25 protein-coding genes and 2 pseudogenes are annotated in these 25918 nt (G+C 74.2%); 10 read left to right on the forward strand and 17 right to left on the reverse strand.

What is annotated here, in order from left to right:
* Positions 1 to 23: 23 nt before the first annotated feature.
* The 8 genes from FB388_RS12360 to FB388_RS12395 are packed head-to-tail and all read right to left on the reverse strand — an operon-like array spanning position 24 to position 9094.
* Positions 24 to 1784, reverse strand: coding sequence for a CocE/NonD family hydrolase (locus FB388_RS12360; protein ID WP_142100491.1), 1761 nt, complete (start codon positions 1782 to 1784; stop codon positions 24 to 26).
* A complete protein-coding gene (locus FB388_RS12365; protein ID WP_142100493.1) occupies positions 1784 to 3034 on the reverse strand; it encodes a 2-hydroxyacyl-CoA dehydratase family protein in 1251 nt (416 codons plus the stop codon). The genes FB388_RS12360 and FB388_RS12365 overlap by 1 nt, the downstream gene beginning before the upstream one ends.
* A complete protein-coding gene (locus tag FB388_RS12370) occupies positions 3031 to 4128 on the reverse strand; it encodes a 2-hydroxyacyl-CoA dehydratase family protein (protein WP_142100495.1) in 1098 nt (365 codons plus the stop codon). The genes FB388_RS12365 and FB388_RS12370 overlap by 4 nt, the downstream gene beginning before the upstream one ends.
* The gene (locus tag FB388_RS12375) at positions 4128 to 5363 is read right to left on the reverse strand and encodes a CaiB/BaiF CoA transferase family protein (protein ID WP_142100497.1); all 1236 of its coding nucleotides are present in this window, start codon (positions 5361 to 5363) and stop codon (positions 4128 to 4130) included. Before FB388_RS12375 ends, FB388_RS12370 begins: the two co-directional genes overlap by 1 nt.
* Positions 5360 to 6493, reverse strand: a complete 1134-nt coding sequence (locus tag FB388_RS12380) for a CapA family protein (protein ID WP_142100499.1) — start codon at positions 6491 to 6493, stop codon at positions 5360 to 5362. Before FB388_RS12380 ends, FB388_RS12375 begins: the two co-directional genes overlap by 4 nt.
* Positions 6490 to 7317 carry an amino acid ABC transporter ATP-binding protein gene (locus FB388_RS12385; protein ID WP_425468540.1) on the reverse strand — a complete coding sequence of 276 codons (828 nt, stop codon included), beginning with the start codon at positions 7315 to 7317 and terminating at the stop codon, positions 6490 to 6492. The genes FB388_RS12380 and FB388_RS12385 overlap by 4 nt, the downstream gene beginning before the upstream one ends.
* Complete coding sequence (locus tag FB388_RS12390) at positions 7314 to 8189, reverse strand: amino acid ABC transporter permease (RefSeq protein WP_142100501.1); 876 nt, start codon at positions 8187 to 8189, stop codon at positions 7314 to 7316. Before FB388_RS12390 ends, FB388_RS12385 begins: the two co-directional genes overlap by 4 nt.
* Positions 8186 to 9094: a transporter substrate-binding domain-containing protein gene (locus FB388_RS12395; RefSeq protein ID WP_142100503.1), complete on the reverse strand. Its 909-nt coding sequence runs from the start codon at positions 9092 to 9094 to the stop codon at positions 8186 to 8188. Before FB388_RS12395 ends, FB388_RS12390 begins: the two co-directional genes overlap by 4 nt.
* A 117-nt stretch (positions 9095 to 9211) precedes the next feature.
* Here FB388_RS12395 and FB388_RS12400 point away from each other — a divergent pair, with 117 nt between their 5' ends.
* The 6 genes and pseudogenes from FB388_RS12400 to FB388_RS40860 all read left to right on the forward strand — a co-directional run.
* Positions 9212 to 10207 carry a PaaX family transcriptional regulator gene (locus FB388_RS12400; protein ID WP_142100505.1) on the forward strand — a complete coding sequence of 332 codons (996 nt, stop codon included), beginning with the start codon at positions 9212 to 9214 and terminating at the stop codon, positions 10205 to 10207.
* A 95-nt stretch (positions 10208 to 10302) separates the two neighbouring features.
* Positions 10303 to 11847: an acyl-CoA synthetase gene (locus tag FB388_RS12405; RefSeq protein WP_142100507.1), complete on the forward strand. Its 1545-nt coding sequence runs from the start codon at positions 10303 to 10305 to the stop codon at positions 11845 to 11847.
* Positions 11848 to 11858: 11 nt separating this feature from the next.
* The gene (locus FB388_RS12410; protein WP_246121863.1) at positions 11859 to 12677 is read left to right on the forward strand and encodes a crotonase/enoyl-CoA hydratase family protein; all 819 of its coding nucleotides are present in this window, start codon (positions 11859 to 11861) and stop codon (positions 12675 to 12677) included.
* Positions 12674 to 14587 carry an acetoacetate--CoA ligase gene (locus FB388_RS12415; RefSeq protein WP_142100515.1) on the forward strand — a complete coding sequence of 638 codons (1914 nt, stop codon included), beginning with the start codon at positions 12674 to 12676 and terminating at the stop codon, positions 14585 to 14587. Before FB388_RS12410 ends, FB388_RS12415 begins: the two co-directional genes overlap by 4 nt.
* Positions 14584 to 15483, forward strand: a complete 900-nt coding sequence (locus tag FB388_RS12420; protein WP_142100517.1) for a 3-hydroxyacyl-CoA dehydrogenase NAD-binding domain-containing protein — start codon at positions 14584 to 14586, stop codon at positions 15481 to 15483. Before FB388_RS12415 ends, FB388_RS12420 begins: the two co-directional genes overlap by 4 nt.
* 9 nt (positions 15484 to 15492) lie before the next feature.
* Positions 15493 to 15693: pseudogene (locus FB388_RS40860) on the forward strand (4-hydroxyphenyl-beta-ketoacyl-CoA hydrolase); the annotation flags it as partial.
* Here the strand turns inward: FB388_RS40860 and FB388_RS40865 are convergent.
* Positions 15651 to 15860 carry a hypothetical protein gene (locus FB388_RS40865; RefSeq protein WP_281290426.1) on the reverse strand — a complete coding sequence of 70 codons (210 nt, stop codon included), beginning with the start codon at positions 15858 to 15860 and terminating at the stop codon, positions 15651 to 15653. The pseudogene FB388_RS40860 and the gene FB388_RS40865 sit on opposite strands and share 43 nt — an antisense overlap.
* Here FB388_RS40865 and couO point away from each other — a divergent pair.
* A pseudogene (gene couO / locus FB388_RS40870) lies at positions 15828 to 16355 on the forward strand (4-hydroxyphenyl-beta-ketoacyl-CoA hydrolase); the annotation flags it as partial. The gene FB388_RS40865 and the pseudogene couO overlap by 33 nt on opposite strands.
* 17 nt (positions 16356 to 16372) lie before the next feature.
* On the opposite strand, the gene FB388_RS12430 reads toward couO, so the two are convergent.
* From FB388_RS12430 to FB388_RS12445, 4 genes are all read right to left on the reverse strand, one after another.
* Positions 16373 to 16888, reverse strand: coding sequence for a GNAT family N-acetyltransferase (locus tag FB388_RS12430; RefSeq protein WP_211361875.1), 516 nt, complete (start codon positions 16886 to 16888; stop codon positions 16373 to 16375).
* A 170-nt stretch (positions 16889 to 17058) separates the two neighbouring features.
* A complete protein-coding gene (locus FB388_RS12435) occupies positions 17059 to 17487 on the reverse strand; it encodes a VOC family protein (protein ID WP_142100519.1) in 429 nt (142 codons plus the stop codon).
* 10 nt (positions 17488 to 17497) lie between these two features.
* Positions 17498 to 17971, reverse strand: coding sequence for a helix-turn-helix domain-containing protein (locus tag FB388_RS12440; protein WP_142100522.1), 474 nt, complete (start codon positions 17969 to 17971; stop codon positions 17498 to 17500).
* A 31-nt stretch (positions 17972 to 18002) separates the two neighbouring features.
* A complete protein-coding gene (locus FB388_RS12445) occupies positions 18003 to 18476 on the reverse strand; it encodes a CAP domain-containing protein (protein WP_142100524.1) in 474 nt (157 codons plus the stop codon).
* Between the two features lie 99 nt (positions 18477 to 18575).
* Here FB388_RS12445 and FB388_RS12450 point away from each other — a divergent pair, with 99 nt between their 5' ends.
* The gene (locus FB388_RS12450; protein ID WP_142100526.1) at positions 18576 to 19802 is read left to right on the forward strand and encodes a glycosyltransferase; all 1227 of its coding nucleotides are present in this window, start codon (positions 18576 to 18578) and stop codon (positions 19800 to 19802) included.
* Between the two features lie 6 nt (positions 19803 to 19808).
* Here the strand turns inward: FB388_RS12450 and FB388_RS12455 are convergent, their stop codons facing one another.
* Together FB388_RS12455 and FB388_RS12460 are read right to left on the reverse strand one after the other, a co-directional pair.
* Positions 19809 to 21059 carry a DUF1565 domain-containing protein gene (locus tag FB388_RS12455; RefSeq protein WP_170225586.1) on the reverse strand — a complete coding sequence of 417 codons (1251 nt, stop codon included), beginning with the start codon at positions 21057 to 21059 and terminating at the stop codon, positions 19809 to 19811.
* 139 nt (positions 21060 to 21198) lie between these two features.
* On the reverse strand, positions 21199 to 22227 hold the full coding sequence (locus FB388_RS12460; protein WP_142100530.1) for a LacI family DNA-binding transcriptional regulator: 1029 nt from the start codon (positions 22225 to 22227) through the stop codon (positions 21199 to 21201).
* A gap of 232 nt (positions 22228 to 22459) precedes the next feature.
* On the opposite strand from FB388_RS12460, the gene FB388_RS12465 reads away from it, so the two are divergent.
* Positions 22460 to 23062 (forward strand): GNAT family N-acetyltransferase, encoded by a 603-nt coding sequence (locus FB388_RS12465; protein WP_142100532.1) that lies wholly within the window; start codon positions 22460 to 22462, stop codon positions 23060 to 23062.
* Positions 23063 to 23073: 11 nt separating this feature from the next.
* Here the strand turns inward: FB388_RS12465 and FB388_RS40375 are convergent, their stop codons facing one another.
* Positions 23074 to 23682 (reverse strand): CGNR zinc finger domain-containing protein, encoded by a 609-nt coding sequence (locus FB388_RS40375; RefSeq protein WP_142100534.1) that lies wholly within the window; start codon positions 23680 to 23682, stop codon positions 23074 to 23076.
* Between the two features lie 22 nt (positions 23683 to 23704).
* The gene (locus FB388_RS12475) at positions 23705 to 24523 is read right to left on the reverse strand and encodes a helix-turn-helix domain-containing GNAT family N-acetyltransferase (RefSeq protein ID WP_246121865.1); all 819 of its coding nucleotides are present in this window, start codon (positions 24521 to 24523) and stop codon (positions 23705 to 23707) included.
* A gap of 96 nt (positions 24524 to 24619) precedes the next feature.
* On the opposite strand from FB388_RS12475, the gene FB388_RS12480 reads away from it, so the two are divergent.
* Positions 24620 to 25915: an FAD-dependent oxidoreductase gene (locus FB388_RS12480; protein WP_142100536.1), complete on the forward strand. Its 1296-nt coding sequence runs from the start codon at positions 24620 to 24622 to the stop codon at positions 25913 to 25915.
* Positions 25916 to 25918 lie beyond the last annotated feature (3 nt).

The following is a 25918-nucleotide window of genomic DNA, read 5'->3' on the forward strand; positions in this document are numbered from 1 at the left end:
GCGGAACCTCTCGGGGACGGGGCTCAGGCCGGGGCGATCGGGAGCTGCACGAGCGAGGGGCGGTCGGGGGCGGTGAGCACCTCGATGCGCGCCCCCTGCGCGTCGGGCAGCGGGGCGGAGGCACGGTGGTCGGCGCCCGTGACCGTGATCTGGATGCGGTGTCCGGCGCGCACGACGTAGGAGGTGGGCAGCATCCCGATGCGCAGCCGGGCGACCTCGCCCGCGGCGAGCGGGACCGCGTCCTGCGCGTACGACCGGTGCCACGGCACACCGTCGGGCAGGCGGTAGGGGGCCGGGTGCTCGGCGCGCAACGACGCCTGTAGCCGGCCTTCGGTGATCACGGTGACCGTGCCGTCCGGTGCGACGTCCTCGAGGTGGGCGAACACGTGCGCGTCGGGACGGTCGACGCGGACGTGCACGTCCGCGACGGGGGAGCCGGTCAGCCATGTGTCGGCGGCCAGGACGGGCCCGGTCCAGTTCGTCCCCGCGCCTGCGACGTGGCACGGCTGGGCGAGCGGCCCGCTGCCCGCGGTGGGGCACGTGCCGTCGGCGCCGACGGTGAACGCGCGGCCACCGGCGGCGCCGGAGCCGAGCACGCCGTCACCGCCGAGCGGCGTCGGGGTCATCGTCACGACGGCCGGGGGCCAGGTGTCCGCCGTGCGCCACGGCAGGCCGGTCGCGTCGGGGACGTCGGAGTCGGGTGTGGCGTAGTGCACGCGGGGTTCGCCGTCGATCCCGGTGTCGATCCCCTTGAGGTGCCGGTCGAAGAACCGGTGCGCCTCCTCCACGAGCGCGAAGCCGGCGTTCTCGCAGTGCTTCCACGGTCCGATCAGCAGCCGCGACCCCGGCACGTTCAGCAGTGCCGCCACGCCCTGCCCGCGCAGCTCGTCGCGCCAGCCGCCGACGACGTAGAGCGGCACGCCCGACGCCCGGATCTGGTCGCCGTAGGACCCCGCGCTGCCCTCCGACCAGAACCGGGACAGCACGAGCGGGGAGAAGCTGTCGCGGAACGGCATCCCGCGCCACAGCTCGGCCAGCGGCGGGGAGCCCTGGTGCTCGAGCGCGGCCTGGTGCAGCAGCGCCCGGTCCTCGTCGCCCGCCACCGGCTGGTTCTGCATGTCCTGCTCCACCGTGCGGGACGGCCCGGTGCCCCACTGGGCGGCGATCCCGCCGACCCGCCACGCGTCGTACTTGTCCCACGCGAAGCACCCGGCGAACGCCGCCGCGAGGTGGGGTGGGCGCAGGGTGAGCGCGTGCAGGGCCGCGTCGCCGGTGTTGGAGCAGCCGTAGGTCCCGACCTTCCCGGTCGACCACGGCTGCGTCGCAAGCCACTCGGTGACCTCGTAGGCGTCGTGCGCCTCGACGCGGTCGTTGTAGCCGCGGCGCACCCCGAACGACTGCCCGTTCCCGCGCCGCGCGACCTGCGCGACGACGTACCCGTGCGCGGTGAGACCGGGGACGGCCGAGAAACCGCCCGCCCCGTCCTCGGGCTTGCTGTCGATCGAGAGGGTGTGGTGCCACAGCACCGGGAACGGCCCGGGTGCCGGGACGCCACCCGCGGCCGGGCGGTCGAGCCGCACCGCGAGCCGCGTGCCGTCGCGCATCGGCAGGTAGAAGGTCTCGGTGATCCGCTCGGCGAACTGCGGGGCGGGCCGGTGGTGCCCGAACGACGACCCCGGCGCAGGCGGCGGGGCCGCCTGCTGGGACGCCACCTGCTGGGGCGCGCTGCAGGCCGCCGCGAGGGCGAGGAACGCGGCGAGCAGCGCCGACGCGGGTCGGAGCATCACGACCTCCTGCGCAGCACGACGGACTCGAGCCAGGCACCGACCTGCTGATCGAGGGCGCCGGGTTCGGCTGTGCGGGAGTCGACGTTGTCGGCGTGGAGCTCCAGCACCGGGAACCCGGCGGCCTCCAGGGCGCGGGTGGTGAAGAAGCTGCCCCGCGGGTCGTCGGAGACCAGGTGCACGACCCCGTCGACGCCGTGCAGCCGGGCCTCCTTCACGTACCACTCCACCGACCAGGGTGGGGTGTAGAGCTGGTCGGAGAACGCGGCGAACCGGGCCGCGAGCGCGCGCAGCGGTTCGCCGCCGTACCGGGCGTACCCGTCGGCGGCGACCGCCAGGTACATCGACCACACGAACACGGCGCCGTAGCGCTCCTGGAACCGCCGGTAGAAGCCGAGGTCGAACCACAGCCCGCGGCCCACCCACATCAGCCGGGCCCGCTCGTCGACGCCGACCCCGGCGCCTGCGGCGACCCGCTCGGCGACCTCGTCGTGCAGCGCCCGGGCGGCGTCGCGGGCCCACTCGGTGCCGCGGTGCCACTGCGGCACCATCACGGCGGGGATCCCGTCGGTCACCTCGATCGGGCACGGGCGCGCGGCGGCGATGAGGTCCCGGGTGCGCCGGTTCCACTCCGCCTGCTCGTTGACCAGGTCCAGCACCGCCCGGAACCGGGTCTCCGAGAACGCCCGGCCGGTGGTCGTCTCCAGGAACCGGACCAGGCCCTCCAGCTCGGCCACGAGCAGGTCCAGCCGGTCGGAGCCGACGGCCTCCTCCCAGCGGTCCGGCACCAGCTCCCACCAGCGCGGCGGCACCGCGTTCGCCGCGGCGCTCTCCAGCGCGTAGAAGACGGTTCCGGGCCGCTCGCCCCAGAGGTCGAAGACCTTGCGCGCGGCGTCGCCCGTGGTCTCGGCGAGCACGATCGACGGCTGCGGCAGCCCGCCCCACGGCGGGTCGTCCGGTGGCGGGTCGAGCGCCCCGCCGAGGGGGAGCGCGTTGTACTGCTCGCTGTCGTCGGGGTAGCCGTGCGCCCGCAGCGCTGCCAGGTGGTCCGGGCCCCGCCGCTTCGCGGTGATGATCGACGCCCACCACTGGTTGACGACGTACGGGATGCCCATGGCGCGGAACACCTCCTGCGGGGCGTCCGCGTTGACCAGCGCGAGCGGGGCGCCCGCGGCCACCTCGGCGCGCAGGTCGGCGAACCACTGCCGCTGGTGGGCGGTGGCCCGCTGCGCGCTGGCGAGCCGGGTCACGCCGCCACCTCCGCCCGGAGGGCGCCCATCGCATCGAGATCGACCCGCCCGTAGGGCTGGTGCTCGAGCAGCACCGCGGGCAGGCCGGTGGCCGCCCGCTGGGCGGGGAAGTCCCAGCGCGGGGCGTCGTCGCGGATCCTCGCGTAGGCCGGCAGCGCCTCGGCGCCGCAGGCGCGCGCGGCCGCCGCGGTGTGCGCGGCCCGTTGCCTCATCGACGCCCGCGCCGCCGTCGGCCCGTTGTGCTGGTAGCGCTCGGCGATCGCGAGCTCCAGCAGCGCCGGGTCGGGCGGCGGGTCGACGCGGCGGTGGTGCAGCAGGTCGCCCCAGTCGTGGTCCTCGCCGACGACGAGCAGGCCGGCCTGCTCCAGCGCGGCGTAGACGCCGGGGTGGTCGTGGCTGCTCCCGGTGAGGAACACCCGGGTGCCGGTGACATCGGGCAGGGGCTGCGCGAGCAGCCCGTCGAGGAGCTCGGCCGCCCGGTCGGGCGGCAGCGCCGTGGTGGCGGCGACGACCGCGAGCGCCTGCATCCCGGAAAGCCGGGCCGGCCGGACCCGCCGCAGCGTGGCCACGCGCCCGAGCAGCGTCCGCACCCGGTCGTGGGCGGCCACGGCGGCGGCCAGCGCGTCGTCGGCGACGTCGTGGCCGCTCCAGCGGGCCACCTGCGCGCGCAGCTCGCGCACCTTCGCGAGCACGTAGGCGGTGGTGCTGCGGTGCGGCAGGTGGAGCACGTCGACCAGGTGCACCGGCGGGAGTGCGGCCCCGTCGCCGGTCCGGTGCAGCTCGCGCACGGCGTAGAACAGCCGCAGCGACGCCTCACAGTCCCGGGACACGACGAGCGCGGCCAGCGGGCCGTAGCCGCCGTCGAGCAGGCAGGTGAGCACGGAGCGGGCCACCGGGTCGACGCCGCGGCCGAGGATCAGGTCGCCCGCGTCGCTGGGTGCATCGGGGTCGCCGGCCAGCCGCAGCGGCAGGAACCCGGCCGCGGTGAGGACCTCGACCGGGACGTCGGCGCCGACGCACCCCACCACCGGCAGGCCCGTCGCGTGCGCCGCGGCCGGACGGTCGCCCGCCACCTGCAGCAGCTCGTCCAGCATCAGATGACCGATTCCTCGGCGAGCTCCGCGAGCCGCTCCGGGCTGTAGCCGAGCAGCTCCCGGTACACGTGGTCGTTGTGCTCGCCGAGCTCAGGGGCCGGACGCTCCAGCGAGGCGCGGGCGCCGGAGAAGCGGATGGGCACCCCGGTGGCCGACAGGTCGGCGACGGCGCCGAAGCGCGGGTGTGCCAGCGGCACGACCTCCTCGCGCTCGCGCACGAGCGGGTCGCGCACGGCGGCGGCCGGGTCGCGGACCTCGGCGGCGGGCACGCCCTCCGCCGTGAACGCCGCGACGACCTCCGCGGTCGGGCGCACGCGGGACCAGCTCCGGATCAGCTCGTGCAGCTCGTCGGCGCGGCGCACGCGCTCGTCGCGGGTGCGGAAGCGGTCGTCGGCGGCGAGGTCGGGCCGGCCCATCGCGCGGAAGACGCCCGCGGCGAACGCGTCGGTCGGCGCGCACAGCGCGATGTGCCCGTCCGCGGTCGGCAGCACCCCGAACGGCGCCAGCCGCGGCACCGTCGCCCCGGTGCGCTGTGCCAGCCCGACCGCGTCGAACGCGTCGAACGGCTCGCACGCCATGAGGGAGGTGAGGGCGCCGAGCATCGAGACGTCGACGTGCTGGCCCTCGCCGGTGTGCTCGGCCTGCAGGAGCGCCGACACGGTGCCGATCACGGCGAACAGCGGGGCGAGCAGGTCTCCGATGGGCAGGCCGAAGCGCACCGGGCCCTCGTCGGGCTCGCCCGCCGTCAGCATCACGCCCGAGAGCGCCTGGATGATCGAGTCCATCGCCTTGCCCGAGCCGGGACCGCCCTGCGCGCCGAACCCGCTGATCGAGGTGTAGACCAGCCGCGGGTTGACCTCCCGGACGGCGGCGTAGTCGATGCCGAGCCTGCGGGTGACGCCGGGGGAGTAGTTCTCGACGACCACGTCGGCGTCGCGGACGAGGTCGTGGAACACCGCGCGCCCGCGCGGGTCCTTGAGGTTGAGCGTGACGGAGAGCTTGCCGCGGCCCCGCACGAGCATCGACACGGACATGTCGGCCTCGCCGGTGCGGGCCAGTGAGAGACCGTGCTCCCCGAGGTAGGGCGCGTTGTTGCGGGACACGTCCCCGCCGGCCGGGTTCTCCACCTTGATCACGGTGGCGCCGAGGCCGGCGAGCAGGAGGGTGGCGTAGGGGCCGGCCAGCGCCGTGGTCAGGTCGATCACGGTGCGCCCGGCGAGGGGCTGGTCGCTCATGCGGTCCTTCCCAGCGGCACCAGTACGTCGGCGCCGCGCACGGTGAAGCCGGCGTCCCAGCCGGCGGCCTCGGTGATCGACCGGACGTAGCCGTCGACCCCGCGGTGCTCCGGCCCCTCGGGCAGCGGCACCGGGCGGCCGCGGTCGTCGATCCAGCACGGCACGTACCCGGCCTCGACGATCCCGCCCGCGTCGAACCGGAGCAGGGCGAGCACGGTGTTCCGGCTCTCCGGGTGGAACGGGTAGTACGGCATGTCCGGGTCGGGCGCGAACCCGTACAGCGCCTTGCGGCGTTCGGCCCACGCCCGCGTCTCGACGCTGCCCGTGCCCTCGGCGGGGGTCAGCGCGCGGGTGACGGTGACGAAGTTGCCCAGCCCGTGGAAGATCGGGCGGCCGCGGTGCACCTCGATGCCCCGCATGATGTGCGCGTGGTGGCCGAGCACCGCGTCGGCGCCCGCGTCGATCGCCGCGCGCGCCACCGGGCTCTCGTACATCGCGACCGCGGCCGGGGTGTGCCCCACGCCCTTGTGCAGCGCCACCAGCACCACGTCGGCCTCGGCGCGCAGCCGGCGCACGTCGGCGGCCATCCGCTCCAGGCTGTCGGGATCGGCGAACGTGTAGACCCGCGGCGGGCCGCCGGGGCTCGCGTGGTCCAGCTCGTAGTGGGTGAGCACGTGCACGTAGGCGCAGCCGGGCTTGCGGGAGGTGGCCCACGACTCGCGGGGACCCACGCAGTTGTAGGACAGCACGCCCACCCGCAGCCCGCCGCGTTCGACGACCGCGGGCGCGGTGGCCTCGTCCAGGTTCGCGCCGGCGCCGGTGGGCACGAGCCCGGCCTTCCGGGCGTGCGCCACGGTGTCGGCGATGCCCACGTCGCCCGCGTCGTAGATGTGGTTCCCGGCGAGCGTCACCACGTCGAACCCGGCGTCGGCGAGCGCGCCGAGCGCGGCCGGGTCCGCAGGCGGGGCGGGCACGTCGGTGCTGACCTGGACGGTGGTGGCGGAGTGCGGCACCTCGACGTGCCCGACCGCGACGTCGGCGGCGCGGAGCAGGGGAGCGGACGGCGCGAGGAAGGACGCGGGGTCGGGCTCGTCGAGGATGAGATCGCCGACGGCCGCGACGGTGATCATGAGATGCCTTCCTTCGTGTGGCGGGACAGGAACGCGCGCAGCCGCGCGGTGCGCGGCCGGGCGAACAGCTCGGCGGGCGGGCCGCTCTCGACGACCCGCCCGGCCTCCATGAAGACCAGGCGGTCGCCGACCTCCCGGGCGAAAGCCATCTCGTGGGTGACGACGACCATGGTCAGGCCGTCGGCGGCGAGCCCGCGCAGCACCGCGAGCACCTCGTCCACCAGCTCGGGGTCCAGCGCTGACGTCGGCTCGTCGCACAGCAGCACGCGGGGCCGGACGGCGAGCGCGCGGGCGATCGCCACCCGCTGCTGCTGCCCGCCCGAGAGCTGCCGCGGGTAGTGGTGGGCGCGGTCGTGCAGGCCAACGCGCTCCAGCAGCTCCATGGCCTCCCGCTCGGCGTCGGCCCGGCTCGCCCCGTGCACCCGCATCGGCGCCTCCGCGACGTTGCGCAGGGCCGTGAAGTGCGGGAACAGCTGGAACTGCTGGAACACCATGCCGATGCGGCGCCGCTGTGCCGCGACGCCCCGCTCGCGCAGCGGGCGCAGCCCGCCGCGGTGCGGCTCGTAGCCGAGCAGCTCGCCGTCCAGGTGCATCGAGCCGCCGTCGATCGCCTCGAGCTGGTGCACGCAGCGCACCAGCGTCGACTTGCCCGACCCGGACGGCCCGACGACGACCACGACCTCGCCCTCGTGCACGTCGAGGCTGACGCCGTCGAGCGCGGCGTGGTCGCCGAACCGCTTGCTGACGTGGTGCAGGCTCAGCACCGGTGCGCGTTCGCCGCCGGTCGCTGCCGGGGCCTCCGTGGCGATCACCTTCCCGCTCACACCGCCTCCCGCACGTGCCCGCGCGCGAACCGGCGCTCCACCCGGCGCTGCACCGCGGTGAGCGCGGTGACGAGCGCCAGGTACCAGATGCACGCCACGATCAGCAGCGGCACGATCTGGTAGTTCCGGTTGTAGATCACCTGCACGGCGTGCAGCAGGTCGGACATCGCGATCACGCTGACGAGCGCGGTGCCCTTGAGCACGCTGATGAACTGGCTCCCGGCGGGCGGGAGGATCATCCGCATCGCCTGCGGCAGCACGATCCGCCCCTGCGTCTGCAGCGGCGTGAAGCCCATCGCGCGGGCGGCGTCGCGCTGGCCCGCGTCGACGCCGAGCACGCCGCCCCGGATGATCTCCGCGAGGTAGGCCGACTCCACCAGCGACAGCCCGACCACGCCCGCGGTGAACGGGGTGATCACGTCGTTGGCGTCGAAGGATGCGAACGTCGGCCCGAACGGGATCCCGATCGGGATCCGCGGCAGCAGGTACGCCAGGTTGAACCAGAAGATCAGCTGTACCAGCGGCGGGATGCCGCGGAACACCCCGACCCACAGCGTCGCGGCCCAGCGGGCGGGCGCGAAGTCCGACAGCTGCGCGGCGGCGACCAGCGCGCCGACGACCGAGCCGATCAGCATGGCGAGCACCGCGACCAGCACGGTCGTGCCGACGCCCGCGACGATGCTCGGCTCGAACAGGTGCGCGGCGACGACGTCCCACGCGAAGCGCTCGTTGCCCACCGCGAACGCGACGAGCTGAGCCGCGACCACGGCGAGCACGGCGCCCCCCACCCACCGCCACGGCTGCGCGCGCCGGTGCGCCGTGGCGACGTCGACGGGCGCGGCCGTGGCGGCGGCCGCGCCGGGGGCGGTCACGGCGTACCGCCCTGCGAGCCCGCGTTCAGCACCGGCTCGGGTACTGCGACGTCCTGCAGGCCCCAGCGCTGCATGATCTCGGCGTAGGTCCCGTCGGCGAAGAGCCGGGCGAACGCGTCGCGCACCACCGGGCCCAGCCCGCCGGTCTTCGGCACGTACAGCGCGAGGTTGTCGACGCTGGCGCCCTGCTCCTCGGTCTGGGTGACGTAGGTGAACTCGCCCGGCCGCTGGGTGGTGACGTCGATGGCGGCGGCCTGGGTCATGCCGGCGGCGTCGGCGCGGCCGGACTGCGCGGCGAGCAGGATCTCGTTGGTGTCGGCGAGGCCGATGGCCTGCGCGGCGGGCCGGCCCGTCCGCGCGCACGACTCCGACAGCTTCCCGAGCTGCTCCTCCACGACGCTCCCGGCGGTGACGGCCACGCGCTTGCCGCACAGGTCCTCCGGCCCGGCGATACCGGCCTGGGAGCCGGCGGGCACCACGTAGGAGGTGCGCGTGGTCATCCAGGTGACGGTGTCGAACTGCTGCTCGCGCTCGGCGGTGGCCTTGACCGGCCCGTTGAACGCGTCGTAGCGGCCCGCGAGCATGCCCTGGAGCGCGGCGGGGAGGCCGTCGACGATCTGGGTCTCGGTGCGCACCCCGAGCACGCGGCCGAGCGCGTCCTGGAAGTCGCGGTCGATCCCGGTGACGGAGCCGTCCGGCTGGACGGTGCGGTATGGCGGGTGCGAGTCGCCCGCGAAGCGGATCACGCCCGCCTCCCGGACCTCCTCCGGGAGCGCCGCGTGCAGTGCCGGATCGGCGCCGGCGGGCACATCGGTTGCGGTCGGCGCGTCGGACCCGCAGGCGGTCGCGACGAGGAGCGCTCCCGCGGTGGCGGCGAGGGCGCACACCCGGACGGCACGGTGCATGGCGGTTCTCCCGGCGTTGGGTCGGCCTTGCCAGTCAGGAATGAGGACGAGCGTCGCGATTCCTGTCGCCAATGTCAAGGGTCCTGATACTCGGCGATGCCCGTAGATTCGGTCGGCATGGCGGCGATCGACCTACCGCGTGCGCAGAACGGCCGCGAGGCGCAGCTCCTCCTGACCTCGCTGCTCGGCGACTTCTGGTACTGGCGCGACGAGCACATCCCCTCGACCGCGCTGGTCCGGCTGCTCGCGGAGTTCGGCATCACCGCCGAGAGTGCGCGGGCGGCGATGCGCCGGCTCGCCGCCCGCGGCCTGCTGACCGTGTCGCGCAGCGGCCGGACCACGGCGTACGGCATCCCGCCCCGCACCTCCGAGGTGATCGTCGAGCGGACGCACCGGATGTTGACCTTCGGCGCGGCGGCGCCGAAGTGGGACGGGCACTGGACGGTGCTGGCGTTCTCGGTGCCGGAGCAGGACCGGGAGGTCCGCTCCACGCTGCGGGCCCGCCTGCGGGTGCTGCGCTTCGCCGCCCTCTACGACGGGCTCTGGGTCAGCCCGCACGACACCGGCGCCGCCGCCCGCGCGGTGCTCGAGGAGCTCGGGGTCGCAACGGCCACCGTCCTGCGGTGCACGGAGGTGCCGGGTGGTTCCGCGGCCGGCAGTCCGTGCGCCGCGTTCGACCTCCGGCCGCTCGCGGCCGAGTACCGGGACTTCACCGCTCGCTACGAACCGCTGCTCGCCGAGGTCGAGGCCGGCCGGATCGGCCCGGCGGAGGCGCTGCGGCTGCGCACCGGGCTGCGCGTCGACTGGCGGCACTTCCCGGAGACCGACCCGGACCTGCCCGCCGAGCTGCTGCCGCCGGACTGGCCGCGCCCGGCTGCGCAGCGGGTGTTCGTGCAGATCTACGACCAGCTCGGCCCGCTCGCCGAGCTGCGCTTCCGCGAGGTGCTGGCCGGCAGCGACCCGGCGCTCGCCGCGCTCGCGCAGCACCACGACTCCGCCACCGTCGCCGAGCTCTACGCCGGCCTGGGCGACCGCCGGGCCCGCGGCGACACGCCCTTCGAACGCGCCGCCGCGGCGCGCAGGCTCGCCGAAGCGTCCCCGGCGAGCAGGTGAGCCGGCACACGCAGGCGAGCGCGGCCTTCCGTCGTTCCGGTTCGGCGGGTTAGGGTACGGCGGTATCAGGAAGCCTGTCATTCGGCGGAGGTTCCATGGACAGCGCAGCGTTGCGGCACGCGTCCGCCCCGGGGCTGGGCAGCTGGCCGTCGCGGCGCGCGCGGATCGCGCCGCAGCGCCCGGCGCTGGTCGAGGGCGAGCGCACCCTCACCTACGCCGAGCTGGCCGAGCGCACCGCCCGGCTGGCCGCCGTGCTCGCCGAGCGCGGGGTCGGGCCCGGCGACCGGGTCGCCTACCTCGGCGTCAACGCGATCAGCGTGTTCGAGACCTACTTCGCCACGTGGCTGCTCGGCGCGATCGCGGCGCCGCTGAACTACCGCCTCGCCGCCGCCGAGATCCGCTACATGCTCGGGGACTCCGGTGCGGCGCTCCTCGTGCACAGCGCCGACACGGCCGCCCTCGTCGAGGCCGCCGGTGCGGACGTGCCCGTACTGCGCGTCGGGCCCGAGTACGAGGACGCGATCGCCGCCGCGGAGCCGCTCGCGGACCCGCCCGTCGTCACCCTCGACGACCCGGCGATCCTGCTCTACACCTCCGGCACCACCGGCCGCCCCAAGGCCGCCGTGCTCACCCACGGCAACCTCACCTGGAACACCGTCAACCAGCTCGCGCACGTGGACGTGGTGAGCACCGACCACGCCCTCTGCATCTCCCCGCTCTTCCACTGCGTCGGGCTCGGCCAGGTCACGCTGCCCACGCTCTTCAAGGGCGGCTGTGTCGAGCCGCTCGCGAGCTTCGACGCCGGCCGCGTGCTCGCCCGGATCGGCGAGGCCGGGATCACCAGCTTCTCCGCGGTGCCGACGATGCTGCAGATGATGGTGGAGCACCCCGGCTGGGAGAGCGCGAAGCTCGACACGCTGCACACCGTCCTCTACGGGGGCTCGCCGGTGCAGGAGCGCGTCGCGCGGGCGTGGCTCGACCGCGGCGTGCAGGTCCAGCAGGGCTACGGCATGACCGAGGCGTCCCCCGGCGTCTACATGGTGCCGCGGGGGGCCGACGCGGACCGGCCCGTGTCGGTCGGCGTGCCGCACCTCGCCACCGAGGTCGCCATGCTCCGCGACGGGGAACGCGTGCCGGTCGGCCCCGAGCCCGCCGAGCTGCTCGTGCGCGGACCGCACGTGTTCATCGGCTACTGGAACCGGCCGCAGGAGACGGAGGCCGCGTTCGTCGACGGCGAGTGGTTCCGCACCGGCGACGTGGTGCGGGTCGCGCCCGACGGCTGGGCCGACGTCGTCGACCGCGTGAAGGACGTGATCATCTCCGGTGGGGAGAACATCTACCCGGCCGAGGTCGAGGCCGTTCTGGTGCAGCTGGACCCGGTGGCCGACGCCGCCGTCGTCGCCGTGCCCGACGCGAGGTGGGGCGAGGTCGGCGCCGCGTACATCCAGCTGAGGGAGGGCAGCGAGGTCAGCGAGGACGACCTGCGCGCCCACCTGGAGGCCCACCTCGCCCGCTACAAGATCCCGAAGTACCTCGTGCGGACCGACGCGCTGCCTCGCAACGCCACCGGGAAGGTCCGCCGGGTCGAGCTGCGCCACCGCGCGGCCGACCTGGTCCCCGACGCCGAAAGGTCCTCATGAGCAGCTCCGCAGTGCCGTCTCACAGAGCAGTGCCCTCCCGCAACGGGGCGCTCCCGCCGACCCTGCACGTCGAGCGGGACGGCCCCGAGGACCCCGTCGCCGTGCTCCGGCTCGCCCGAGCCGCGAAGCGCAACGCCCTCGACGACGCCACCGTGCTCGGGATCGAGGCGTTCTTCGCCGCCCCGCCGCCCGGGGTGCGCGCGGTCGTCCTCGAGGCCGACGGCGACCACTTCTCGGCCGGCCTCGACATGGGCGAGCTCGCCGACCGGGACGCGTTCGCCGGGATGGAGCACTCGCGGATGTGGCACCGCGCGTTCGAGCGGATCGAGCGCGGCAGCATCCCCGTGGTGGCCGTGCTGAAGGGGGCCGTCGTCGGCGGCGGGCTGGAGCTCGCGAGCGCCGCCCACGTGCGGGTGGCCGAGCGCAGCGCCTTCTACGCGCTGCCGGAGGGCCAGCGTGGCCTGTTCGTGGGCGGCGGCGCCGCGGTGCGCGTGCAGCGGCTCATCGGCACGGCCCTGATGACCGACATGATGCTCACCGGTCGCGTGCTGGACGCGACCGAGGGGCAGGCGGCCGGCCTCTCCACCTACCTCGTCGAGGACGGCGCCGGGCCGGCCACGGCGCGGGAGCTCGCGGGCCGGGCCGCGGCGAACTCCCCGGTGACGAACTACGCGGTGTTGCAGGCGTTGCCGCGGATTGCCGAGACCGGCCGTGACGAGGGTTTCTTCCTGGAGGCGCTGATGGCCGCGGTGGCGTCCAGCAGCGGCGAGGCGCAGGAGCGGATGCGGGCGTTCCTCGCCGGCCGGGGCGCGAAGGTGCGGCCTTCGTGACCGTCGTGACTCCGCCGCCCGGCACCGAGATCGCCCGGTTCCTCGACTGGCTGCGCACCGTGCGAGGCCTCGGGTTCACCTCCTACGCCGACCTGCACGCCTGGTCGACCACCGATCTGGACGGGTTCTGGTCGGCGGTCGCGGAGTTCTTCGCGGTCCGGTTCCACACCCCGCCCGCCGCGGTGCTCGCGCGCCGGGAGATGCCGGGCGCGGAGTGGTTCCCGGGCGCCACGCTGAACTACGGCGAACACGCCCTGCGCACCACGGGCGACGCCCCGGCCGTCATCGCCTACTCCCAGACCCGGGACCGCGTGGAGCTGTCCTGGGACGAGCTTCGCGACCAGGTAGCCCGGGCCCGGGAGGGGCTGCGCAGGCTCGGTGTGGAGCGCGGCGACCGCGTGGTGGCCTACGCCCCGAACATCCCCGAGACACTCGTCGCCTTCCTCGCCACGGCGAGCCTCGGCGCGGTGTGGGCGAGCTGCGCGCCCGAGTTCGGCGCCCGCAGCGTGATCGACCGGTTCGCGCAGGTCGAGCCGTCCGTGCTGCTCGTCGTGCCCGGCTACGTCTACGGCGACAAGCCGATCGACCGCACCGCGGAGGTCGCGGCGCTGCGGGCCGGGCTGCCAACCGTCCGCCACGTCGTCGCGATCCCCTACGGCGCGGGCGACGTACCGGACGCCCTGCCGTGGGACGCGCTCCTCGGGGAACCGGGCGAGCTCGCGTTCGATCCGGTGCCGTTCGCACACCCGCTCTGCGTGCTGTTCTCCTCCGGCACCACCGGGCGGCCGAAGGCGATCGTCCACGGCCACGGCGGCATCCTGCTCGAGCACCTGAAGAACCACGCGCTGAGCTGGGACCTGCAGTCCGGCGACCGGATCCTCTGGTTCTCCACCACGGCGTGGATGATGTGGAACGCGCTGGTCTCGGGCCTGCTGGTCGGCGCGGGCGCCGTGCTGATCGACGGCAACCCGGTGCACCCCGACCCCGGCTGGCAGTGGCGGCTCGCCGAGGAGACAGGGGCCACGCTGATGGGCGCGTCCCCCGGCTGGCTGATGGCCTGCCGCGCCGCGGGCGTCGAGCCGACCCGCGACCACGACCTCTCGCAGATCCGGCAGATCGGCGCCGCGGGCAGCCCGCTGCCGGCGGAGGGCTACCGGTGGGTCGCCGACCGGTTCCCCGGCGCGCTGCTCAACGTCGGCAGCGGCGGCACCGACGTGTGCTCCGGGATCGTGCAGGGCGGGCCGTGGCAGCCGGTCGTGGAGGGCGAGATCTCCGGATCCGCGCTCGGCGTGGCGGCGGCGGCGTTCGACGCAGACGGCAAGCCGGTCGTGGGGGAGCTGGGCGAGCTCGTGATCACCGAGCCGATGCCGTCGATGCCGGTCGGCTTCTGGGGCGACCCGGACGGCAGCCGCTACCGGGCGACCTACTTCGACCTCTACCCCGGCGTCTGGCGGCACGGGGACTGGGTGCGGTTCTCCGAGACGGGCTCCGTGGTCGTCGCCGGCCGCTCGGACGCCACGCTCAACCGCGGCGGGGTGCGGCTGGGCACCGCCGAGTTCTACCGGGTGGTGGAGGAGCTGCCGGAGGTCGCCGACAGCCTGGTCGTGCACCTGGAGGACCCGGCGGGCGGCAACGGGGAACTGCTGCTGTTCGTCGTGCCGGCGCCCGGGGTCGAGCTGGACGACGCCCTGCGCGCGCGGATCGCCCGGGAGCTGCGCTCGGCGCTGTCGCCGCGGCACGTGCCGGACCGGGTCGTCGCCGTGCCGGCGGTGCCGCGCAACCGCACCGGCAAGAAGCTGGAGCTGCCGGCCAAGCGGATCCTGCTCGGCGCCGCGCCGGAGGAGGTGGCGAGCCGGGACGTGCTCGCCGACCCCACGTCCCTCGACGCGTTCGTGGAGCTGGCTCGATGAGAACCGTCGCCGTCGTCGGAACCGGCGTCATCGGAGCGAGTTGGGCCGCGCTGTTCCTGGCCAACGGCTTCGACGTAGTGGCCACCGATCCGGCCCCGGGTGCCGAGGACCGGCTGCGCGCGGACGTGGCGGCCACCGGCCTCGACGCACGCGGCCGCCTCTCCTTCGTCGACGACGTCGCCGAGGCGGTGGCCGGCGCGGACTTCGTGCAGGAGAACGGCCCCGAGCGCATCGAGGTCAAGCACGACCTCTACGCGGCGATGGACGCGGCGGCCCGCCCGGACGTGGTCCTGGCCAGCAGCTCCTCCGGGCTGCTACCCAGTGCGATCGCGACCGCCTGCACCGCGCACCCGGAGCGGGTGCTCGTGGGGCACCCGTTCAACCCGCCGCACCTGCTGCCGCTCGTGGAGGTCGTACCGGGGGAGCGCACCGGCGAGGAGGCCGTCGAACGGGCAATGGCCTTCTACACCGGGCTGGGGAAGAAACCGATCCGGCTGCGCCACGAGCTGCCGGGCCACGTCGCCAACCGGCTGCAGGCCGCGCTGTGGCGGGAGGCGTACTCGCTGGTCGACCGCGGTGTCGCCACCGTGGCCGACATCGACACCGCGATCGCGAACGGTCCTGGCCTGCGCTGGGCACTGCTCGGGCCGTTCGCGGTGCAGCACCTGTCGGGCGGGCCGGGCGGCATCGCCCACGTGCTGGAGCACCTCGGCCCGCCCACCGAAGCGTGGTGGCGCGACATGGGCGACCCGTCACTCACCCCCGAGCTGGCGGCCAAGATCGTCGCGGGGGTCGATGCCGAGCTGGACGGCACCGACCAGGCCGAGCTGGTGGCCCGCCGCGACGCCGCGTTGCGCGCCCTGCTCGCCAGCAAGGCCGAGCACCAGCTGCCTTAGGAGGAGACGATGGACCTCGCCTCGCTGGACGCCATCGACGTCCACGTGCACGTCGAGCAGGACGGGCACGGTTGCCTCTCGCTCGACCAGGAGCTGATCGACGCCTCGGCGAAGTACTTCAAGGCCGACCAGGACCGGACCCCGACGGTGGCCTCGATCGCCGAGCACTACCGCGCCCGCCGCACCGCGGCGGTCGTCTTCACGGTGGACGCCACCGCGGGCACGGGCCACCCGGCGCTGTCCAGCGAGGAGATCATCGACGCCGCGGCCGAGCACGCCGACGTGCTGATCCCGTTCGGCTCGGTGGACCCGCACGCCGGCAAGGCCGCCGTCGCGCGGATCCGCAGGCTCGTCGAGCGCGGCGCCCGCGGGTTCAAGTTCCACCCAGCCTGCAGGTGTTCGAGCCGAACGACCGCACGTTCTACCCGCTCTACGAGGCCATCGCCGAGCTCGGCGTCCCGGCGCTGTTCCACACCGGCCAGACCGGCATCGGCGCCGGCCTGCCCGGTGGGCGCGGGATCAAGCTGCGCTACTCCGCCCCGATGCTGCTCGACGACGTCGCGGCCGACTTCCCGGAGCTGACGGTGGTGATGGCCCACCCGTCGGTGCCGTGGCAGGACGAGGCGATCTCGATCGCCACCCACAAGGCGAACGTCTACATCGACCTGTCCGGCTGGTCCCCGCGCTACTTCCCGCCGCAGCTGGTGCGCGCGGCGAACGGGCTGCTCAAGCGCAAGGTGCTCTTCGGCTCCGACTTCCCCCTGATCACGCCGGAGCGGTGGCTGCGCGACTTCGCCGAGCTCGACGTCAAGGACGAGGTCCGCCCGCTGGTCCTCAAGGAGAACGCGGTGCGGATGTTGGGACTGGGCTGAGCGCTCGGCCGTTCCGGCTACGCTGGCGACGTCGGCACCCAGAACCTGAGCTTCACGCCCCGCTGGTCCTCGAACTCGCCGCCGCACGCCTCGATCACCTTCCGGGAGCCGAGGTTGTCGACGTCGCAGGTGATGAGCGCGCGGTCGATGCCGAGACCGGCGGCGATCGGCAGCGCGGCGCGCAGCATGGCGGTGGCGTGGCCGCGGCGGCGAGCGCTCGGGCGCACGTCGTATCCGATGTGTCCGCCGACGTCGAGCAGTTTCGGGGTCAGCCGGTGCCGGATGGCGAGCCGGCCGAGGTACTCGGCGCCCTCGACCCACCACAGCGTGGTGGCCGGCACGATGCCGGCCGGTCGTGGCCTGTCCGCCTCCGCCTCGGCGCGCAGGTCCCGCACGTACCGGGCGAAGCCCTCCCGGGTGTGCCAGGTCGGGCCGTACCTGCGGATCTCCGCGCCGATCACGGTCTGGTCGTCCGGCCCGCCCCTGCCCTCGGCCTGGAACTCGGCCATCGCCGCCACGTACGACTCGCGCACGTGTCTCACGGGACGGACCAGCTCGGGCGCGTGCGCAGCCTAGTGATCCCCCGGACTCGCGATCATGTTGCGGACCCACCGGCGACCAGCGGGACCGAGCGCTCCTGGGGCACCGGCTCGGCCCGTGGCACGTGGTCGAGCACGGGCTGCAAGGCGGGGCACCAGCTCGTCTACGCGAAGTCGGCGGGGGAGTACTCCTTCGGCTCGACGAGCACCATCCAGTTGCCGGAGTTGTCGCGGGCCACGGCCTCCACCCCGTACGGGCGCTCCTCGGGCGGCTGGATGAACTCGACGCCCTTGGCCTGCAGGTCCTCGTAGGTCTTGCGGCAGTCGTCCACGTTGACGCCGATCCCGAACATGTTGCCCGCGTCGAGGGCGCGGTTGATGGAGGCCACCAGGTCGTCCGGGATCGGCGGGCCGGGCACCGTGAGGTGGATCTGCAGGTCCGGCTGGGTCGGGCTCTTCACGGTGCACCACCGGTAGCCCTCGCCGAGCGTGATGTCGGTGTGCTCCTGGAAGCCGAGCACATCGATGTAGAAGGCCTTGCTGGCGTCGACGTCCTTGACGAACACGCTGGCGATCGAGACGTTCGTGATCATGCGGTCAAGGCTAGGAGCCGGGGGCCTCCGGCCGCTTCTCCTCGCTTGCGCAGTCCTGTTCCTCGGGGCCGCGCCGCTCGGCGAGTCCCCACATGAACACGAAGCACCCGGGGATGCGCGGCGCGCCGGTGGCGGCCCACCGGCGCTGGAACTCGCTCGGTGACTCGCCGACCAGCTCGCGGAACCGGCTGCTGAACGAGCCGAGACTGGAGAAGCCGACGGCGTGGCAGACCTCGGTGACGGTGAGGTTGGTGGCGCGCAGGAGGTCCTGGGCGCGCTCCACCCGGCGCTGCGACAGGTGTGCGGCGGGGGAGACGCCGTAGGTGGCGGTGAACAGCCGCTGGAAGTGGTACTTGCTGATCCCGGCGACCGCCGCGATCGCCTCCAGGTCGAGCGGCTCCGTGTAGTGGCGGTCGACGTGGTCGCGGGCGCGGCGCAGGTGCACCAGCAGGTCGGCCGGTGCCCGGCGGGTCGGGGCGCTCACGACGGCCGAGTCTAGAACGCCCCGACGGGTTCTACTTGGGAGTGGCGAAGTCCTGCGTCCAGTAGCCGTCGGCAACGCCGACGCCGATGTTCTTTAAGGCGCAGTTGAGGATGTTCTTGCGGTGGGCGTCGCTGTTCATCCACATCTGCATCGCGTACTCCGGCGACGTCGTGCCCATCGCGACGTTCTCCCCGACCTTCCGCCACTTGTAGCCGGCCCGGGTGACGCGCTGGCCGAGCGTGGAGCCGTCCGAGCCGACGTGGGTCATCGTCTCCGTGTCCGCCTGGTCCTGCGAGTGCTTCTGCGCCGCGGTGGTCAGGCGGCTGTCCACGGTGACGGGCTTGCAGCCCGCCTCGGCGCGCTCCTGGTTGACCAGGGCGACCACGGTGTCGGTCCCGCCTGCGGTCGTCGCGGCGTAGGCGGCCGTGGTGGGCACCGTGCATGCGACGGCGACCAGAGCGGCGACGAGCGGTAGGCGGGCGGCGCCGCCGGTGCGTTCTCTCACGCCCTTACAACCCCCGAACGGGCGAACGGGATACGCCCTTTGTCACGTGGCGTGACGCGACGTGTCGATCACGGCTCCCGGCCGGGGGAGGATGCGGGCATGCGCGTTCTGATCGCCGCCCTCGGCTCACGGGGCGACGTCGCCCCCTTCGTCGGGCTCGGGCAGCGCCTGGCCACTGCGGGGCACGAGGTGACCGTGGCGGCCCACACCGAGTTCGCGCCGCTCGTCCGCTCTGGTGGGCTCGGGTTCGCCGGCGTCGCTGGGGACGCCCGGTCGATCTCCGACTTCCCGCGCGGCTGGCGGTCGTCGCCCCGGTTCCTCGCCGAGCAGGCGCGGCGCATGACGCGGTACCTCGAGGACGCCGCGGTCGACCTGCTCGCGGCCGCGCGGCACGCGGACGTCCTGCTCGTCAACCTGACGGCGATGTTCGGCTACGAGATCGCCGACGGGCTCGGCATCCCCGGCATGGGCGTGTACTGCCAGCCGGTGGAGCCGACGGGTGCCTTCCCGCCGATCTTCCTCCACTCCGCACGCTCACTGGGGAGCCTCGGCAACCGGGTCGCCGGACGGGTCGCGCTGGCCTCGCTCACGCCATACCACCGGGCCGCGGCGCGGGTGCGCGCCGAGCTCGGGTCACCGCCCCGGTCCCGCCGGGACCGAGCGCGGCGCAGGCGCGAGCAGCGGTGGCCCGTGCTGCACGGCTACAGCGCTCACGTGCTGCCGCGCCCAGCGGACTGGCGGCAGGGGCTCGAGGTCGTCGGCTACTGGCCGGCGCACCAGCCGGCCGGCTGGAGCCCGCCCGCGGACCTCATGGACTTCCTCGACGCGGGGCCCGCCCCGGTGTTCATCGGCTTCGGCAGCATGGCCGCCGGTCAGGACGGCTGGCTGTCCGAGACCGTCGCCGAGGCGGTGCGGCGCGCCGGCGTGCGGGCCGTGGTGCAGGCCGGGTGGGCCGGGCTGGAGAGCGCCGGCCCCGACGTGCTGACCATCGGCGACGTCCCCCACTCGTGGTTGTTCCCCCAGATGGCCGCCGTGGTGCACCACGGCGGCGCCGGGACCACCGGTGCCGCCTTCATCGCCGGCACGCCGTCGGTCGCGGTACCGGTCTACGCCGACCAGCCGCTCTGGGGCGAACGGATCCGCGCGCTCGGCGCCGGCCCGGCACCCCTGCCGTTCACGGCGCTGACCGCGCAGACCCTCGCCGAGCGCATCCGCGACCTGCAGACCGGGCGGCACCGGACCGCGGCGGCCGAGATCGGCAGGCGCGTGCGCACCGAGGACGGCGCGGCCCGCGTGGTCGAGGCGCTCAGCACGCTCCCCGGCTGAGGCGGCTCAGCAGGGCTGGTCGACGCCCGCGGGCGCGTCCTCGCCGAGGCTGCCTCCCCGCACCTCGTTGCCGCACATCTGCCCCTGCTGGGCATTCGACTCGACCTGGAACGCCTCCGTCGCGACGTCGGAGATCTGGTTGCCCTCGACGACGTTGCCGCCCTTGTCGTAGCCGCTGTCGCTCTTGACCTTGATGGCGACGGCCTCCGAGCCGCTGATCGTGTTGTTGCGCACGACGTTGTTGTGCCCGCGCAGCTCGACGTTGCTGCCGTCGAACTCGGCGCTCTCGGCGTTCCCGAAGCACTGGTTGTTCTCGAACACGTTGTCGTGCGCGTTCTCCTTGACGTTGAAGCACTCCGAGCCGAAGGTGCGGATGATGTTGCCGGTGACCTGGTTGCCGGAGCTCGGGTCGTTGTCGGCCATCGGCTGGCCGTCCGACTTCGGGCTGGTGCCGATGTAGACGCCCTCGCCGTTGTGGAACTCGAACCGCTCGCCGCCGTCGCTCTTCTTGCCGAACAACCCGCAGTACTGGATCACGGAGTCGGCGATGATGTTGTCGGTTGCGTTGTTGCGCAGCCGGACGCACTCACCGCCCGCGCCGCTGAGGAACATGTTGCGGATCTCGATGCCGGTGATGTCGCGCGCCTGGTCGGACGCACCGACGTAGATCAACCGCCCGTCCTCGACGTCCCTGGCCACGCTCTGCTTGAACGCCGTGATCGCCGACAGGTCCTCGGGGAACGGCCGGCCCTTCAGCTTCTCCTGGCCGTCGATCGTGAAGCCCTCGAGCACGTAGTAGCTGTGGTCGATGCTGAAGACGCGGGCGGTGCCGTACACGGTGGCCTGGTAGCGGCCGGACCGGTCCTGGCCGGTCTCCGGGCCCTTGATCGTGATCGGCGCGCCCGGTTCCCCGTCGCGCTGGGTGGCGAGCTGCTCGCGGTACTCGCCCGGCGCCAGGTTGATCGTCGTGCCGGGCCGGGCCTCGTCCAGCGCCTTCTGGATGGTCTGGAACGGCGCGCCCTGGGAGCCGTCGCTCGAGTCGTTGCCGGCGGGGTCGACGTAGAGCTGCGGCCCGGTGGGGACGGGCGCAGGCGTCTGGCCGGGTGGTGGCGGGGGCGGCGTGGCTCCAGGGGTGATCACCAGCAGCACGGCGACGAGCACCGCAGCGGCCGCGGCGGCGCCCAGCGCCAGGTTGCGCCACAAGCGGGACTGCCGGGCTACGGGCCCGGCGGGCGGCGTGTTGCGGACCTGGACCACAGATTCCCCGATCGTTCCGGCGTGCTCGGGTGCACGCTCTGCGAACGATGATGCCCGCACCGTGCTGAGCCCATCACCAGAGGGGCCCATCCGGGTGACGGGTCAGGTCGCTGTTATGCGCCCGCGGGAGCGTGGGAGGTCACGCGTTCGGCGGAGGTGCTGTGCTCTCGCGGACGATCAGGTCGGTGGCGAGCTCGACGCGGCGCAGGGGCGGGTCCTCGCCCCTGGCCAGCTGGAGCAGCATCGTGGTGGCGGTGACGGCCTGGGTGCGCAGCTGCTGGTCGACGGTGGTGAGCGCGGGCCCGGTCCAGCCCGCGAGGGGCAGGTCGTCGTAGCCCACCACGGAGAGGTCGCGCGGCACGTCCAGGCCCAGCTCGCGGGCGGCGCGCAGCACCCCGAGGGCCTGCATGTCGGAGCCGGCGAACACGGCGGTCGGCCGGTCGGCACGGCCGAGCAGCTCCTTGCCGTGCCGGTACCCGCCGTCGACGGTGAAGTCGCCGTGCCGGATGAGCGCGGGGTCGACCGGCACGCCCGCCTCGTCGTGGGCGCTGCGGAACCCGTCGATGCGCGCCCGCGAGCAGAGGACGTCCTCGGGTCCGGAGATGACCGCGAGGCGCCGGTGACCCAGGCCGATCAGGTGCCGGGTGGCCGCGAGGCCACCGCCCCAGTTGTTGGAGCCGACGGTGGGCACGCCACCGGGTAGCTCGCCGGAGGTGTCGACGACCACGAACGGGATGGACCGGCTCTCCAGCTGGTACTGCTGCTCCTGCCCGAGCGTGGACAGCACGAGGATGACGCCCTGCGGGCGGCGGGCGAGCACGGCGTCGACCCATTCCTGCTGCGGCCGGTGTGCGCCGCCGAGCTCGGAGAGCACCACGCCGACGCCCGCTGCCGCCGCGGTGGTCTCCACCCCGCGGACGATCTCGATGGCCCACGCCGAGTCGAGCTCGTGGAAGGCGAGGTCGAGCAGCGGAGGACCGGCGGTCGCGGGGCGGCGGGGCCTGCGCTTGTAGCGGTGGCGGGCCAGCGCGGCCTCGACGCGGGCCCGGGTCCCGGGTGCGACGTCGGAGCGGCCGTTGAGCACCTTCGACACGGTCGGGACGGACACGCCGACCTCCGCGGCGATCGCGGAGATCGTCGCCGCGGGACGGGGGATGGGGTTGGGCATGCGGGACACCTCGGAGGATGGGCGTCGCAACTATCGGGGGGACGGTAGCAGGAGCAGGGGGTCAACGGTTCGTTCGCGACCACCTCCTGGGTCGGCCGACGACATCGGGGGCAACACCGAAACTTGCGGCATCCGCGTCCCGCGGATGGCGCCGAGCGCCGGCGAGGGGTGAGTAACCGGAAACCTGGGTATATATGGTTACTTCACGTCAGCGACTCACGGAGGTTCGGCGATGAGCACGGACGAACGCGGTAAGGCGCGAGCAAAAGGCGCCCTCGACGTCCGGGAGCTTTGCGCGAAGACCTGGGGCGACTTCGAGCGCGTGCTCGGTTCGAACGGCGGCGCTCGCGGGTGCTGGTGCATGCACTGGCGGCTGTCGATCTCGGAATGGATGGAGGGCAAGGGCGAGGGGAACAGGCGGGCGATGAAGCGGCTGGCCTCGCGCCGACCGGCTCCCGGCGTGCTCGTGTACGACGGAGACGAGCCGGTGGCCTGGTGCGCCATGGGTCCGCGCAGCTCGTTCCCGCGGGTGGAGCGTTCACCCGTGCTGGCCGGCATCGACGACGAGCCGGTCTGCGCGATCCCCTGCATCTTCGTCCGTCGGCAGTACCGCGGCGCCGGCCTGCTCCCCGCCGTCCTCGATGCCGTCTGCGATCACGCCGCGACGCTCGACCACCGGATCGTCGAGGGATATCCCGTCGAGCCCCGCTCCGGGCGGCGCGCGGGTTCCGACACCGCGATGACCGGCGTCGCGAGCGCCTTCCTCGACGCGGGCTTCACGGAGGTGGCCCGGCGGAAGGCCGATCGCCCGATCATGCGCCGCTCACTCGGCTGAGCCCGCCGGGCTCACGTCGCCGGCCGGGCCACCTGGCGGTGGCGGCTCGCCTTCTCGCGGTTCCCGCAGGTGCTCATGCTGCACCAGCGTCGGCGTCCTCCCCGCGACGAGTCCAGGAACAGCCAGCCGCACCGCCCGCACCCCCGGACCCGGTCGGCGGGCAGCGTGAACACCGCGTGCACCGCCAGCAGGGCCAACGCCGTCGCTATCGCACCGGGAACGGCCCGGTCGGCGGCCAGGTGGCGAAGGTCGACGTCGATGTCCGGGACGTGGCCGGCGCGGAGGCCTGCTCCGCTCCGCTCCAGGAGTGCGCCGAGCGGGCCGGTGGGGACGGGCTGTCCGCGGGACACCGCGTCGAAGACCGCCCACGCGTGCTCCCGGACGTTTCGGACCTCCTCCACCAGGCCGGCTGCCGCGTCGCCCGGCGTCGGCGCGCTGTCGAGGAGTCCCACCGACTCGCACCATGTGAGCACGTCCGACGGTGTCTTCAGCAGCTCGTTGTCCGGTGCCGGGTGGGCCCGGTCGAACACGGTGTTCGTGAGGTCCAGCATCGGATGACCGCCGACGAACTGCGCGTCCACCCAGGGTGCGCGCGCTCGGGGCGTGGCGAGAGTAACCATTGAAGTCATTTTATGTGGTTGGTCAGTGGTCATCGGTGCGGCGGCGTTCCAGGAAGACCGTGTCGTGCCAGACCCCGTCGAGCTGGCCGATGCGCTCGCGCACCCCCAGGGTGCGGAACCCGGCCGACCGGTGGAGGGCGATGGCCGGGCGGTTCTCCGGGAAGAGCGAGGTCTGCAGGGTCCACAGCCCCGCGGCGTCGGCGGCCGTCACCTGCCGGTGGATCAGCGCCGTGCCGACGCCGCGGCCGCGGTGGTCCGCCCCGACGCACAGCGCGGTCTCGGCGACGCCCGCGTAGCCCGGCACGGGCCTGGCCGCGGCCCACCCGAGCACGCGGCCGCCCTCCTCGGCGACCCAGCGGTGTTCGGGCAGCCAGGTGCGGTCGAGGGTGCGGCGGTCGGGCACCTCGGTCTCGAAGCCGGCGTGCCCGGTGGCGAGGCCCTCGGCGTAGATGCGGCGCACGTCCGGCCAGTCGTCCGGGTCGAGGGCGCGCACGGTGACGCCCGGGGGCGGCTCGGTGGGGCAGCAGGGGCGGGGCGCGAGCATGCCCATCACGGCGTCGGCGGCGTGCGGCAGGCCCGTGCAGCAGGCCTGGTTGACCGACACCAGGGTGGCGGTGCCCTCCTTGCGCAGGTGCACGAACCCGACGTCGGCGAGCTTGCGCAGGTGGTGCGAGCAGGTGGACTGGCTGATCCCCAGCCGCTCGGTGAGCGCGCCGACCGTGACCTCCCGGCCCGCGACGGCGATCGCGTGCAGCAGGCGCACCCGCATGGGCTCGGCGAGGCACGCGAACCAGTCCGCGTAGGTCTCCGCGTCGCGCGGAGCGAGCAGGGGCGTTTCCACCGGCACAGCATCGACGAGAATCGATGGTTGTGTCAATCGATGGCGGTCGATACTCTCCTGACTCAATCGATGGTTGTCGATGGAAGGTGGTCGGACATGGACGCGGTGGTCGTCATAGGGGCTGGGCCGGTCGGGTTGGCGGCCGCCGCCCACCTGATCGCGCGGGGGATCGAGCCGCTGGTGCTGGAGGCGGGCCCGACGGCCGGTGCGGCCGTGCGCGAGTGGGGTCACGTACGGCTGTTCTCCCGGTGGGGCGAGCTGGTCGACCCCGCCGGGGAGAAGCTCCTCGCACCCACCAGGTGGCGGGCGCCCGACCCCGATGCCTACCCGACGGGCCACGAGTGGGCGAGCGCGTACCTGCAGCCGCTCGCCGACGTGCTCGGTGGCCGGGTCCGCTACGGCGCCCGCGTCGTCGGCGTGGCGCGCCGCGGCTGGGACCGGCTCGTCGACGCCGCGCGGGAGCGGGAGCCATTCACCGTGCGGGTGCGGACGGCGGCGGGGGAGGAGCGGATCGGCGCGCGGGCCGTGATCGACGCCTCCGGCACGTGGGAACGGCCCGGCCCGCTCGGCGGCGACGGCCTGCCCGCGCTGGGTGAGCAGGCCGCGGAGGAGCGGATCCGTTACCGGCTGCCGGACCTGGCCGACCCCGCCGAACGCGCCCGGTACGCCGGCAGGCGGGTGGCGGTCGCCGGGAGCGGGCACTCCGCGCTGACCGCGCTCGTCGCGTTCGCCGAGGCGGGCACCCGGGTCGACTGGCTGCTGCGGCGGGACGCGGTCGGCGACACCTTCGGCGGCGGGGACGCCGACCAGCTCCCGGCCCGCGGCGCGCTCGGGCAGCGGGCCGCGCGGGCCGTCGCCGCGGGGCACATCAGGACTGTGACCGGGTTCCGGACCGCGGCCGTGCACCGGGAGGCGGACGGGCTCGTTCTGGAGTCGTTCGACGGGGCGCGGCTCGCGCCGGTGGACGAGGTCGTCGCGCTCACCGGCTTCCGGCCCGACCTGGACTTCCTCGCCGAGGTGCGCCTGGACCTCGACCCGGTGCTGCAGGCGCCGCGCGCGTTGGCCCCGTTGATCGATCCCAACGTGCACTCCTGCGGCTCAGTGCCCCCGCACGGCGCGATCGAGCTCGCCCAGCCCGAACCCGGCCTCTACCTGGTGGGGATGAAGTCCTACGGGCGCGCACCGACGTTCCTCGCGCTCACGGGCTACGAGCAGGTCCGTTCCGTCGTCGCCGCGATCGCGGGTGACCGGGCGGCTGCCGAGCGGGTGGAGCTGGTGCTGCCCGAGACCGGGGTCTGTTCCGGGGGCGGTCTCGCCGACGAGGCGGTGAGCGTCGGCGGGTGCTGCGGGCCGGTTGCCGTGGAGCTGACGCGCGGCGCTGCGCGCCGCTGATCG

The sequence above is a fragment of the Pseudonocardia cypriaca genome, from assembly GCF_006717045.1.
Classification (GTDB): Bacteria; Actinomycetota; Actinomycetes; order Mycobacteriales; family Pseudonocardiaceae; genus Pseudonocardia; species Pseudonocardia cypriaca.